The following is a 12,828-nucleotide window of genomic DNA, read 5'->3' on the forward strand; positions in this document are numbered from 1 at the left end:
GCGGTGAAACAGCCTGACGTTCAGCCGCTCTTCGAGGCGCCTGATCTGGACGCTTACCGCCGATTGGGTGCGGTTGAGGATCGCGCCGCGCGCGTGAACGACCGATGATCGGCAACGGCGAGGAAGGCCCTCAGAAGGTCGGGGTCGAGATCGGACGCGGTCATGACGAAAACTTATCCTGGCATGACGGAAATTCCATTCCCCGTTTCGGCGCGTCTCCTATGCTGCCCGAAAACCATCGGGAGGAATCGTGGGCGAGGTTCTTGGCGTTTTTGCCGCCGTGTTGTCGAGCGCGCTGGGCGGGACGTCCATTGGTGCCACGCGCTATCTCGTCGGGAGCATCGATCCGCTCGCGATCGGCTCTTTCCGCTTCGGCATCGGCTTTCTCCTGTTGCTGCCGCTGGCGCTGCTGCGCGGCGATCGCTGGCCGAAGCGAGGGGACTGGGCTGCGGCCGTCGCGCTCGGCATCCTGTTCTTCGCGCTGTTTCCGATCCTGTTCAACGCGTCGCTGATCTTCACGACCGCAGCGCGCGGCGCGCTGGCTCTGTCGACGCTTCCTTTGCTGTCGCTCGTGATCGGGGCTGCGCTCGGCGCCGAAGCCCTGACCTGGCGCAAATCGGTCGGTGTCGTGATCGCGACCCTTGGCGTTGCTGTGGCGCTTCTGTCCGACCTGACATCAGCCCCGTCGGGCGCCTGGCGCGGCGATCTCCTGATGATGGCGGCTGCACTGTGCATGGCGCTGTACGGCATCTGGTCGAAGCCGCTGATCCGGCGCTCCAGTCCGATCGCCTTTACGACCATGAGCATGGCGGCCGGCGCGGCCTGCCTCATCCTGCTCTCGTCTATCCACGGCAGTTTTGCGCCCGTCGCGGGCTTCGGGATGCCGCAGTGGCTGGGAGCCCTCTATTTGGGTGTCTTCGGCGCAGCGCTGACCTTCTATCTCTGGGCCTTCGCGCTGGAGCGGACGACGCCGACGCGCGTCGCGATCTCGGTGACGGTCAATCCGATCACGGCATCGCTGGTCGGGGCCTGGCTGCTGAACGAGCCGCTGCGCTGGAATCTGGCGGCGGGCATCGTCGCGGTGTTTGCCGGGATCTGGATCGCGACGACCGCGGGCAAAGGCAGGCGATGAACAAGCTCGATGGTCATCATGAAGCTGATCGCTGAGGCTCCTCGATCGACCGCAGCGTGACCGACTTGATGCCATAGTGCATGTGACTGTAGCGCTTGACGTACTCCCAAGCGCTTTGCCTCGCTCCTATCAGACCCGTGAAGCGGAAATTGAGAGGACGACCAGCGATCTTCACCAGCCAATACCAGTCCTCCTGCTCGACGGTGATAGGAGCCTGCTCCGGCGCCTCGACGGCGGGACGCAGGAACCATTTGTCGTCCTTGGCTTCCCAATAGAACTCCATCAAGCTCTCCTCATCGCAGTGGCAGATGCGGACGTTGAGCGGCTCGTCCTGCGCCTTGAACCGCACGCGCCGCACCGGCAGCCACCTTTCCGGATCATGGCGCTCCTCAATAGGTTGCGCGTCCACCGGAGATGTCGAACACCGCACCGGTCGAGAACGCGCAGTCCTCGGATGCGAGCCAGGCCACCATCGCGGCGAGCTCCTCCACCAGCACGAAGCGCCCCTTCGGGATCTTCGACAGCATGAAGTCGATGTGCTGCTGCGTCATCTGGTCGAAGATCGCGGTCTTCGCCGCCGCCGGCGTCACCGCGTTGACGAGAATGTCGTGCGCGGCGAGCTCCTTGCCGAGCGATTTCGTCAGCGCGATCAGTCCGGCCTTGGACGCCGAATAGTGCGCCGCGTTCGGATTGCCTTCCTTTCCGGCAATGGAGGCGATGTTCACGATGCGCCCGTATTTCCGCTCGAGCATCGCGGGCACGATCGCCTTGCAGCAGATGAAGGGACCGTCGAGGTTGATGCGCAGCACCTTGCGCCATTCATCGAGATCAGTCTCCCAGACCGGCTTGTTGACCCCGGCGATGCCGGCATTGTTGACGAGAATGTCGATCCTGCCGAAGGCGGCCAGCGTCGCATCGCGCGCCTGCTCGACGGCCGCGGTGTCGGTGACGTCGACCTTGAAGACTTTTGTTTCGCCGCCAATCTCCTTTGCCGTCTTCTCGGCGAGTGCCGCGTCGAAATCCCAGATCGCGACCTTGGCGCCGGAGGCGACGAAGCGCTCGGTGATGGCGCGGCCAAAGCCCTGCGCGCCGCCCGTGACGATGGCGACGCGGCCGTTGAGATCGATCTTGTTCATGAGATTTGCTCCCGAGCGTCAGAGCATGTAGCCGCCGTCGACGACCAGATCGACGCCGGTGGTGAAGGCGCTCTCGTCGCTGCCGAGATAGACCGCCATGGACGCGATCTCCTCGGCGGTGCCGAGCCGGCCCATCTTCTGGCGGGAGATGAACATCTCCTTGCCCTGCGGTCCTTGCGCGGCGGCGCGGTCGAGCATCGAGGGCGTCTCGACGGTGCCGGGGCAGATCGAGTTGCAGCGGATGCCCTTGGTGATGAAGTCGAGCGCGACCGCGCGCGTCAGCAGCGACACCGCCGCTTTCGACGCGCTGTAGACGTAGCGGTTGGCCGGCGGCCGCAGCGCCGCGCAGGACGAGATGTTGACGATGCTGCCGCCGCCGCCCGCCAGCATGTCCGGCAGGAAGGCCTTGATGGTCCGGTGCATCGATTTGACGTTGAGGTCGAATGAAAAGTCGAAATCCTCTTCCGAGCATTCCAGGATGGTGCCGTGGTGCACGAGGCCCGCAGCGTTGAGCAGGATGTCGATCCTGCCGACGCGCTTGGCAAAGGCGTTGACGTCGGCGGTGTTGCGGACGTCGAGCTTGGCGACCTCGGCGATGCCCTCCTTGGTCAGGCTCGCGATTCCGGCCTCGTTGACGTCGGTGGCGATCACGGTTGCGCCTTCACGCGCGAATGCGATGGCGCATGCGCGCCCGATGCCTGCCGCAGCAGCCGTGACGACGGTGCGCTTGCCCTTGAGGCGGTCTGCCATGTTGTTCTCCTTTGAATTGTCTCTCGTCATTCCGGGGCGCGACGCAGTCGCGAGCCCGGAATCCATAACCACGATCGGGAATATGGATTCCGGGCCTGCGCCTTGCGGCGCATCCCGGAATGGCAATCTTTCCTAGTGGTTGTCCCGCGCCACGCCAAACGTGCCGGCGACGTTCTGATAACGCGTGGCAAGCTCCATGCAGGCGCCGGTCGACTGCTGGCCGACGGTGTTGCGATAGATCTCCTGCCATGGCGTCTGGTTCGGCGGATGCTTGAAGCCGCCATTGGCCCTGAGCTCGGCATGGCGCTTCTTCAGCTCCTCGTCCGAGATCATGATGTTCGCGCTGCCCTTGTTGAGGTCGATACGCACCTTGTCTCCGGTCTTCAGGATCGCAAGACCGCCATTGGCGGCGGCTTCCGGCGAAGCATTGAGGATGGAGGGCGAGCCCGAGGTGCCGGACTGCCGGCCGTCGCCGATGCAGGGCAGGGACAGGATGCCGCGTTTGATCAATGCTGCCGGCGGCTGCATGTTCACGACCTCAGCGCCACCGGGATAGCCGATCGGCCCGGTGCCACGGATGAACAGCACACAGCGCTCGTCGATGTCGAGTGAGGGATCGTCGATCCGCTCGTGATAATCCTCCGGGCCCTCGAACACGATGGCGCGCCCCTCGAAGGCGTTGAGGTCCTTCGGGTTGCTGAGGTAGCGGTCGCGGAATTCCTTGGAGATCACGCTGGTCTTCATGATCGCGGAATCGAAAAGGTTGCCCTTCAGCACCAGGAAGCCGGCATCCTTCACCAGCGGCTTGTCGTAAGCCCAGATCACGTCGTTGTCGGGCTCCGGCGCATTCCTGCAGTTCTCGCCGATGCCGCGGCCGTTGACCGTGACCGCGTCCTCATGGATGCGCTTGTGCTTCATCAGCTCGCGCACCACCGCCGGCACGCCGCCGGCGCGGTGGAATTCCTCGCCGAGATAGAAGCCGGCCGGCTGCATGTTGACGAGCAGCGGCACGTCGTGGCCGACTTTCTGCCAGTCCTCGATCGAGAGCTCGACGCCGATATGGCGGGCCAGCGCGTTGATATGGATCGGAGCATTGGTCGAGCCGCCGATGGCCGAGTTGATCACGATGCAGTTCTCGAACGCCTTGCGGGTCAGGATGTCCGAGGGCTTCAGGTCCTCCCAGACCATCTCGACGATGCGTTTTCCGGTCTCGTAGGCGATCTGGCCGCGCTCGCGATAGGGGGCGGGGATCGCTGCGCAGCCCGGCAGCGAGAAGCCGAGCGCTTCGGCAAGCCCGTTCATGGTCGAGGCGGTGCCCATCGTGTTGCAATGGCCGACCGAGGGCGCCGAGGAGGCCACGATCTCCATGAACTCTTCATAGTCGATCTCGCCGGCCGCGAGCCGCTCGCGCGATTTCCATACGATGGTGCCGGAGCCGGTGCGCTCGCCATTGTGCCAGCCGTTCAGCATCGGTCCGCCCGACAGCACGATCGCGGGCAGGTTCACGGTGGCCGCCGCCATCATGCAGGCCGGCGTGGTCTTGTCGCAGCCGGTGGTGAGCACGACGCCGTCGAGCGGATAGCCGTAGAGGACCTCGACCAGGCCGAGATAGGCGAGGTTGCGGTCGAGCGCCGCGGTCGGGCGCTTGCCGGTCTCCTGGATCGGGTGGGTCGGGAATTCCATCGCGATGCCGCCGGCTTCGCGGATGCCCTCGCGGACGCGATGGGCGAGCTCGATGTGGTGGCGGTTGCAGGGAGAGAGATCGTTGCCGGTCTGGGCGATGCCGATGATCGGCTTGCCTGACTGCAACTCGGCACGGGTGAGGCCGTAATTCAGGTACCGCTCCATGTAGAGCGCGGTCATGCCCGGATTGTGCGGGTTGTTGAACCATTCCTGCGAGCGTAGGTGGCGGCGAGAACCGTTGCTGCCGGCGGCATGCCCATTGGTTGGTTTCTTTGTCATTGGTTTCTCCTGCAATGCAAACGCACTGGCGTCCGTCTCATGGTGTCGGCATGTGCGATGCCCAACGGCGCGAGCGATGATCTGCCTTCCCGGCTGGCGGGTCGTTTCCTCACGAGTCCGAATACTAGTCGTGGCTACTTGGTAACGCTATCATTTTGTTCACCGCACCCGCGCCGGAAACGGCTGGCCTGCTGTCCGAACGTCGTGCCAACGAGCTTTGACGCTCGATCACCTTGAAGCCGAGATCGTGCACCGGCTGCTCCGGGCGCCGCCCTTCGATCGCGTTGATCAGCATGGTGGCGGCCGTCTTTCCCATCTCGTAGCGGTTGGTGCGGATGCTGGTGAGGGTCGGGACGGCGGAGGCCATGAATTCGAGGTCGTTGAAGCCGACGATCGCGATCTGCCCGGGGACTGCGATCTCCCGGCGCCGGCATTCGAACAGCACGCCGAGCGCGAGGTCGTCATTGGCGCAGAACACCGCATCGATGTCGGGCTCCCGCGCCAGGAGATCGGTGAACAGGGCTCCGCCGAGCGTCACCGAAGTCGGCGCGGCCGTCGTGACGACGAGGCGCTGCTCGAACAGTCCGGCGTCCTTCATGGCCGAGACATATCCGTCCAGCCGCCGCTGCACCCGCGGGTCCATGCGCGCACCGACGAAGCCGATCTTGCGGTGACCTTGCTCGAACAGGTGCGCAACCGCCGCGCGGGCTGCATCATAGTGCGAAAAGCCGATCATCATGTCGACCGGATCCGGCCCGATCTCCATGATCTGCACGATCGGGCAGTCCGCGGCCTCCAGCATCGCGCGGGACTCGGCGGTCTGGTCGATGCCGGTGACGATCAGCCCGGCCGGCTTCTGCGCCAGAAACAGGCGCAGCAACTTCTCTTCCTGGAGAATGCTGTAGCGCGTGTTGGACAACTGGATCGAGTAACGGCTGCCCTCTGACGCGTCATAGATGCCGCGCAACACGTCCGAGAACACGTTATTGGTGAGGGAGGGGATCAATACACCGATGACTTCGGTGCGTTGCGAGGCCAGTGCGCGTGCGGCAAGGTTGGGCACATAGCCGAGCTCCTTGGCGGCGCTCTCGACCCGCGTCCGCTTGGCGACCGACAGGGCCTCCGGATTGCGAAAGAAGCGGGACGCGGTAATCGGGCTGACGCCGGCGAGCTCGGCGACTTCGGCCAGCCGGATTTTGCCTGACTTGGTGCGTTTTCGACCCATTTGCTGCTCTTAACACAGTCAGTCCTGCAAACAAAGGAACGTTGACAGCGCTACCAGCAACGACTAACCAAAGACAAATTGCCAAAACCGCACAAACTACCGACAATGTCGCCCGCTAAGATCGGGCTTCGTTCGGTGAAGTCTGAAAAACAAGACGGTCGCGGCGCGAGAGGCGTCGTGGACTTTCGAGGAGGGAGCTAGATGTCGTCTGTGCAAATCCGCGACGTGCGGAAATCGTTCGGCAATTTTGAAGTCCTGCACGGCGTGACGATTCCGATCGAGGATGGCCAGTTCGTCGTCCTGGTTGGCCCTTCCGGCTGCGGCAAGTCGACGCTTCTGCGCATGCTCGCCGGTCTCGAGAACATCACCTCCGGCACGATCTCGATCGGCGACCGCGTCGTCAACAATGTCCAGCCCAAGGAGCGGGACATTGCGATGGTGTTCCAGAACTACGCGCTCTATCCGCACATGACGGTGGCCGAGAACATGGGATTCTCGCTGAAGCTGCGCAATGCCAGCTCGGACGAGATCAACAAGCGCGTCAAGCGCGCCGCCGAGATCCTCGCGCTGTCGCCGCTGCTCGACCGCTACCCGCGCCAGCTTTCCGGCGGCCAGCGCCAGCGCGTCGCCATGGGCCGCGCCATCGTGCGCGATCCGCAGGTCTTCCTGTTCGACGAGCCGCTGTCGAACCTCGATGCCAAGCTGCGCGTCGCCATGCGCACCGAGATCAAGGAGCTGCACCAGCGGCTGAAGACCACGACCGTCTACGTCACCCACGACCAGATCGAGGCCATGACCATGGCCGACAAGATCGTCGTCATGCATGACGGCATCGTCGAGCAGATGGGCACGCCGCTCGAGCTCTATGACAAGCCCGACAACCAGTTCGTCGCGGGCTTCATCGGCTCGCCCGCGATGAATTTCCTCAAGGGTCATGTTCGCGTCAACGGCGTTGCCACCTTCGAGGGGCCGAACGGCGTCAAGCTGCCGCTCAAGACCGCGCCGGCGGGCTCGGACGGCCGGCCCGCAGTCTACGGCGTGCGGCCGGAGCACTTCACCATCGCCGATGACGGCGCCGAGGCAGAGATCATCGTGGTCGAGCCGACCGGCTCGGAGACGCAGGTGTTCGCGAAGGTGGGCGGCGAACAGGTCGTCGCGGTCTTCCGCGAGCGTCACCAGTTCAACCCGGGCGACAAGGTGCGGCTGAAGCCCGACCCGTCACTGGTTCATCTGTTCGACGATGCGACAGGCAAGCGCATGAACGCGTAGCGCATCAGACGACAAAGTATAAGACGACAAAAAAAGCATCACAGGGAGGACAACATGCAAGACTTTACCCGCCGGACTCTGCTTCAAGGCGGAACGGCACTGGCTGCGACCGGCATGCTGACCGGGCCGGCACTGTTCGACTTCGCCAAGGCCTGGGCGCAGAGCGCGCCCTGGAAGGCCGAGCCCGGCGCCAAGCTCACCGTGATGCGCTGGAAGCGCTTCGTACCGCAGGAGGACGAAGCGTTCAACGCGATGGTGGCGGCGTTCAAGACTGCGACCGGCACCGAGATGAACGTGTTCAGCGAATCCTTCGAGGACGTGCAGCCGAAGGCCTCGGTTGCGGCCAATACCGGCTCCGGGCTCGATCTCGCCTGGGGCTTGCACACGCTGCCGCAGCTGTTCCCCACCAAAGTGCTGAAGATGAACGACGTCGCCGATTATCTCGGCCAGAAATACGGCGGCTGGACCGATGCGGCCGCCAAGACCTGCAAGCAGGGCAACGACTGGCTCGGCATTCCCGTCGCGACCAATGGCGGCTACATGAACTACCGCAAGTCGGCACTCGAGAAGGCTGGCTTCAAGGAATTCCCGAAGGATTTCCCCGGCTTCCTCGAAATGTGCAAGGCCCTGAAGGCCAACAACACGCCGGCCGGCTTCGCGCTCGGGCACGCATCGGGCGACGGCAATTCCTGGCTGCACTGGGTGCTGTGGGGGCACGGCGCCTACACGGTCGACCAGAACGACAAGATCATCATCAATTCGCCGGAGACGGCGAAGGCGCTGGAGTACTGCAAGGCGCTGTACGAGAGCTTCATCCCGGGCACGGCGTCCTGGAACGACTCCTCCAACAACAAGGCATTCCTCGCCGGAGAGCTCTATTGCACGGCGAACGGCATATCGATCTACGTCGCCGCCAAAACCGACGCGAGCAAGAAAGAGCTTGCCGCGGACACCTATCACGCGCTCTGGCCGGTCGGTCCGATCGGCAAGCCGACCGAACTGCAGCTCGCGCTTCCGATCCTCGCCTTCAACTTCACTAAATATCCGAACGCGGCGAAGGCCTTCATTGCCTTCATGCTGGAGAAGGAGAATTACGAGAAGTGGCTGGATGGCGCGCAGGGATACCTGACTCAGACCTTGAACGCCTATGAGACGGCGCCGATCTGGACGGCGGATCCCAAGAACGCCGTGTTCTCGCAGGCCTCCAAGCGCACGCTGCCGGCGTCCGGTATCGGTACGGTCGGCGAGAAGGCGGCGACCGCAATCGCCGATTTCATCGTCGTCGACATGTTCGCCAACTACTGCACCGGCGCCAAGGATACGAAGGGCGCGATGGCGGATGCCGAGCGCCAGCTGAAGCGCATCTATCGCTGACGGTCACGGAGCGGGCGGCCTTCCGGCCGCCCGCTCGTCAACATTTCGATCAGGGATATCGGGCATGGCTGATGTCGCAATTCCCCGGGCCAAGCCTCAGATGAGCGAGGCGAGCGCCTGGACCCAGCTCAAATACAATCGCAACTGGCTCGGTTTCTGGTTCATGGTGCCGGCCATGGCGTTCCTGATCTTCTTCCTGGCCTATCCGCTCGGGCTCGGCATCTGGCTGTCGTTCACCGACACGCGCATCGGCAGGGTCGGGCAGTTCGTCGCCACCGAGAACTACGAGTGGCTCTGGGACGACTCCATCTTCTGGCTGTCCGTATTCAATACGCTGCTCTACACCTTCGTCGCCAGTGCCTTCAAATTCGCGATCGGACTCTATCTCGCGCTGCTGCTCAACGAGCACATGCCCTTCAAGGCGATGCTGCGCGCGATGGTGCTCATCCCGTTCATCGTTCCGACCGTCCTCTCGGCACTCGCCTTCTGGTGGATCTTCGACTCGCAGTTCTCGATCATCTCCTGGTCGCTGAAGCAGCTCGGCCTGATCAGCCAGAACATCAACTTCCTCGGCGACACCACCTGGGCGCGGATCTGCGTGATCTTCGCCAATGTCTGGCGCGGCGTTCCGTTCGTGGCGATCACGCTGCTCGCGGGCCTGCAAACCGTCTCGCCCTCGCTCTATGAGGCGGCAACGCTCGACGGCGCCACGCGGTGGCAGAATTTCCGCTACATCACCTATCCGCTGCTGACGCCGATCATCGCCGTCGTGATGACCTTCTCGGTGCTCTTCACCTTCACCGACTTCCAGCTGATCTGGGCGATGACCCGTGGCGGCCCGGTCAACGCCACCCATTTGATGGCAACGCTGTCCTATCAGCGGGCGATCATCGCCGGGCAGCTCGGCGAGGGCGCGGCGATCTCCAGCGCCATGATTCCGTTCCTGCTCGCTGCGATCATGGTGTCCTGGTTCGGCCTGCAGCGCCGCAAGTGGCAGCAGGGAGAGAGCAATGACTGATCTTCCTGCCTCGAAAGTCGATCTCAAGGCTGTCATATCGGCGCCGTCGCGCGTCGACAACAGCGAGGGCATGAGCTACCTGCAGTCGGTGCCACGCAGGCTCGTGACGCTCTATCTGCCGCTCACGATCATCGTCGTCGTCCTGCTGTTCCCGTTCTACTGGATGGCGCTGACGTCGGTGAAGCCCGACGAGCAGCTGCTCGATCTCGACAAGTACAATCCGTTCTGGACCTGGAATCCGACGTTCAAGCACTTCCACAAGCTGCTGTTCGAGAGTTACTATCCGCATTGGCTCTGGAACACGATGTACGTGGCGATCTGCGCCACGGTGCTCTCGATCGTCGCATCAGTGTTCGCGGCCTACGCCATCGTGCGATTGCGCTACAAGGGCGCCAATCTCGTCGGGGGGCTGATCTTCCTCGCCTATCTCGTGCCGCCGTCGATCCTGTTTATTCCGCTCGCCACCGTCGTGTATCAGTACGGTCTTTTCGACTCGCCGCTGGCGCTGATCCTGACCTATCCGACGATCCTGATCCCGTTCTCGACCTGGCTCTTGATGGGCTATTTCAAGACCATCCCCTTCGAGCTCGAGGAATGCGCGCTGATCGACGGGGCGAGCCGCTGGCAGATTCTGGTCAAGATCGTGGTGCCGCTCGCGATTCCCGGCCTGATCTCGGCCTTCATCTTCTGCTTCACCCTGTGCTGGAACGAGTTCATCTATGCGTTGACCTTCCTGCAGTCGACCAGCAACAAGACGGTGCCGGTCGCGATCGTCAACGAGTTCGTGGACGGTGACATCTACCGCTGGGGCTCGCTGATGGCCGGAGCCCTGGCCGGTTCGCTGCCGCTCGTGATCCTTTACGCCTTCTTCGTGGAGCATTATGTGTCGGCGATGACCGGCGCCGTGAAGGAATGATCGCGGGGCTTGCCGAGGGCGCATCAGGAGCGGTGCGCTCCAGCCAATAAGAAGGAGTAGGCTCTTGCACATTCTGGTTCTGGGCGCCGCCGGCATGGTCGGCCGCAAACTCTGTGAACGGCTGTTGCGCGACGGCCGGCTCGGCAAGAGCGACATCACGAAATTGACCATGCATGACGTGGTCGAGCCGAAGAAGCCGGAGAAGGCCGGTTTCCCGGTCGAGACCGTGTCGGGCGATTTCGCCGTGCCGGGCGCGGCCGAGAAGCTGATCGCCGGCCGCCCCGACGTGATCTTCCATCTCGCCGCGATCGTCTCGGGCGAGGCCGAGCTGGATTTCGACAAGGGCTACCGGATCAATCTCGACGGCACGCGGATGCTGCTCGACGCGATCAGGCTCGTCGGCGGCGGCTACAAGCCGCGCGTGGTCTTTACGTCCTCGATCGCGGTGTTCGGTGCCCCGTTTCCGGATGCGATCGGCGACGAGTTCTTCCACACGCCGCTGCTCAGCTACGGCACCCAGAAGGCAATCGGCGAATTGCTGCTCGCCGACTATTCGCGCCGCGGTTTCCTCGACGGCATCGGCATCCGCCTGCCGACCATCTGCATCCGGCCGGGCCTGCCCAACAAGGCGGCATCGGGCTTCTTCTCCAACATCCTGCGCGAGCCGCTTGCCGGCAAGGAAGCGATCCTGCCGGTGTCCGAGGACGTCCGCCACTGGCACGCCACGCCGCGCTCGGCCGTCGGCTTCCTGCTTCACGCCGGCACCATGGATCTTGCCACCGTCGGCCCGCGCCGCAACCTGACCATGCCGGGCCTGTCGGCGACGGTCGGCGAGCAGATCGCGGCCTTGAAGCGCGTCGCCGGCGAGAAGGTTGCCGCCCGCATCAAACGCGAGCCGGATCCCTTCATCGTCGGCATCGTCGGCGGCTGGCCGCGCAATTTCGACCCGAAGCGTGCGCGCGAGCTCGGCTTCACCACGGCCGAGAAGACTTTCGACGATATCATCCGCATCCACATCGAAGACGAGCTCGGCGGCAATTTCGTCGCCTGAGACCTCTGACTGAGCGGGTCAAGTGATGGCGAGCGTTGCTTGCATCGGCGAATGCATGGTCGAGCTCAGGCAGGCGCAGGGAGGTGCGTCCGCCGGGCAGGGGGGCGGCCTGTACTCGCGCGGCTTCGGCGGTGATACCCTCAACACCGCCGTCTATCTGGCGCGGCTCGAGATCAAGGTCGACTATCTCACCGCGCTCGGCGATGACGGTCTCAGCGATGAGATGATCGCGGCCTGGAATGCGGAGGGCGTCGGCACGCGGCGTGTCGTGCGGCTGGCGGGCAAGCTGCCCGGCCTCTACATGATCCAGCTGGATGCGAGGGGTGAGCGGCAGTTCTTCCACTGGCGTGACGGCGCGGCAGCGCGGCAGCTGATGAGCCTGCCGGAAACGGACGAGATCCTCAACTCGCTGATGAGCTATGACATCGTCTATCTCTCCGCGATCACGCTCTCGATCTACGACGCTCCCGGACGCGAGCGCCTGTTCGCGGCGATCAAGCGTGCCCGCCTGCTCGGCACCCGCTTCGTGTTCGACACCAACTTTCGCGCGCGGGGCTGGCCGGATCGCGACGTCGCCCGCGAGGTCTTTGCCGCAGCCTTCGCGGCCGCCGACATCGTGCTGACCTCGACCGAGGACCTGCTCGCGCTCTATCCCGGCGAGACCCACGACCAGCTGATGGCGCGTATCCCGAGCCCGGAGCTGGTGTTCCGGCTCACCGAGCCCGTCAGCCTGCTGCGCTTTCCTGGCGGGACCGGCGAGGTTCGCGCCGAACCGATGACGAAACCGGTCGTCGACACCACCGCCGCCGGCGACAGCTTCGCCGCGGCCTATATCGCGGCGCGGCTCGCCGGTTCCGATCCGGTCGAGGCCGCTCAGGCCGGACATCGCCTCGCCAGCCTCGTGATCTGCTATCCCGGCGCCATCATTCCGGGCTATGCCATGCCTCCGAAGAAGCGGCACCGGCCGGCGGCCTCTCGCCAGGCGACCAAATGAA

At 64.0% G+C, this 12,828-nt stretch carries 12 protein-coding genes and 1 pseudogene; 7 read left to right on the forward strand and 6 right to left on the reverse strand.

The window, feature by feature from the left end; translation table 11 throughout:
• Positions 1 to 18 precede the first annotated feature (18 nt).
• A pseudogene (locus ABIF91_RS34820) lies at positions 19 to 177 on the reverse strand (helix-turn-helix domain-containing protein); the annotation flags it as partial.
• A gap of 73 nt (positions 178 to 250) precedes the next feature.
• Between ABIF91_RS34820 and ABIF91_RS34825 the strand changes: the two are divergent.
• Complete coding sequence (locus ABIF91_RS34825) at positions 251 to 1,132, forward strand: DMT family transporter (protein WP_028179103.1); 882 nt, start codon at positions 251 to 253, stop codon at positions 1,130 to 1,132.
• A gap of 16 nt (positions 1,133 to 1,148) precedes the next feature.
• Here the strand turns inward: ABIF91_RS34825 and ABIF91_RS34830 are convergent, their stop codons facing one another.
• From ABIF91_RS34830 to ABIF91_RS34850, 5 genes are all read right to left on the reverse strand, one after another.
• Positions 1,149 to 1,541 (reverse strand): hypothetical protein, encoded by a 393-nt coding sequence (locus ABIF91_RS34830; protein ID WP_028179104.1) that lies wholly within the window; start codon positions 1,539 to 1,541, stop codon positions 1,149 to 1,151.
• Positions 1,522 to 2,268, reverse strand: a complete 747-nt coding sequence (locus tag ABIF91_RS34835) for an SDR family NAD(P)-dependent oxidoreductase (protein ID WP_028179105.1) — start codon at positions 2,266 to 2,268, stop codon at positions 1,522 to 1,524. Before ABIF91_RS34835 ends, ABIF91_RS34830 begins: the two co-directional genes overlap by 20 nt.
• Before the next feature lie 18 nt (positions 2,269 to 2,286).
• A complete protein-coding gene (locus tag ABIF91_RS34840; protein ID WP_028179106.1) occupies positions 2,287 to 3,018 on the reverse strand; it encodes an SDR family oxidoreductase in 732 nt (243 codons plus the stop codon).
• Positions 3,019 to 3,150: 132 nt separating this feature from the next.
• Complete coding sequence (locus ABIF91_RS34845; protein WP_028179107.1) at positions 3,151 to 4,980, reverse strand: IlvD/Edd family dehydratase; 1,830 nt, start codon at positions 4,978 to 4,980, stop codon at positions 3,151 to 3,153.
• A 124-nt stretch (positions 4,981 to 5,104) separates the two neighbouring features.
• Positions 5,105 to 6,205, reverse strand: a complete 1,101-nt coding sequence (locus tag ABIF91_RS34850; protein ID WP_424579653.1) for a LacI family DNA-binding transcriptional regulator — start codon at positions 6,203 to 6,205, stop codon at positions 5,105 to 5,107.
• Positions 6,206 to 6,406: 201 nt separating this feature from the next.
• Here ABIF91_RS34850 and ABIF91_RS34855 point away from each other — a divergent pair, with 201 nt between their 5' ends.
• The 6 genes from ABIF91_RS34855 (at position 6,407) to ABIF91_RS34880 (ending at position 12,827) form a co-directional block, all read left to right on the forward strand.
• Positions 6,407 to 7,474: an ABC transporter ATP-binding protein gene (locus tag ABIF91_RS34855; protein ID WP_028179109.1), complete on the forward strand. Its 1,068-nt coding sequence runs from the start codon at positions 6,407 to 6,409 to the stop codon at positions 7,472 to 7,474.
• Positions 7,475 to 7,528: 54 nt separating this feature from the next.
• Positions 7,529 to 8,848 (forward strand): ABC transporter substrate-binding protein, encoded by a 1,320-nt coding sequence (locus tag ABIF91_RS34860; RefSeq protein ID WP_028179110.1) that lies wholly within the window; start codon positions 7,529 to 7,531, stop codon positions 8,846 to 8,848.
• Positions 8,849 to 8,948: 100 nt separating this feature from the next.
• Positions 8,949 to 9,866, forward strand: a complete 918-nt coding sequence (locus ABIF91_RS34865; protein ID WP_193374349.1) for a carbohydrate ABC transporter permease — start codon at positions 8,949 to 8,951, stop codon at positions 9,864 to 9,866.
• A complete protein-coding gene (locus ABIF91_RS34870) occupies positions 9,859 to 10,782 on the forward strand; it encodes a carbohydrate ABC transporter permease (protein ID WP_028179112.1) in 924 nt (307 codons plus the stop codon). Before ABIF91_RS34865 ends, ABIF91_RS34870 begins: the two co-directional genes overlap by 8 nt.
• A 64-nt stretch (positions 10,783 to 10,846) precedes the next feature.
• Complete coding sequence (gene denD / locus ABIF91_RS34875) at positions 10,847 to 11,833, forward strand: D-erythronate dehydrogenase (protein WP_028179113.1); 987 nt, start codon at positions 10,847 to 10,849, stop codon at positions 11,831 to 11,833.
• A 25-nt stretch (positions 11,834 to 11,858) separates the two neighbouring features.
• Positions 11,859 to 12,827 carry a sugar kinase gene (locus ABIF91_RS34880; RefSeq protein WP_028179114.1) on the forward strand — a complete coding sequence of 323 codons (969 nt, stop codon included), beginning with the start codon at positions 11,859 to 11,861 and terminating at the stop codon, positions 12,825 to 12,827.
• The last annotated feature ends 1 nt before the right edge of the window (position 12,828 follow it).

The sequence above is a fragment of the Bradyrhizobium sp. USDA 241 genome (assembly GCF_049739505.1).
GTDB lineage: Bacteria > Pseudomonadota > Alphaproteobacteria > Rhizobiales > Xanthobacteraceae > Bradyrhizobium > Bradyrhizobium liaoningense.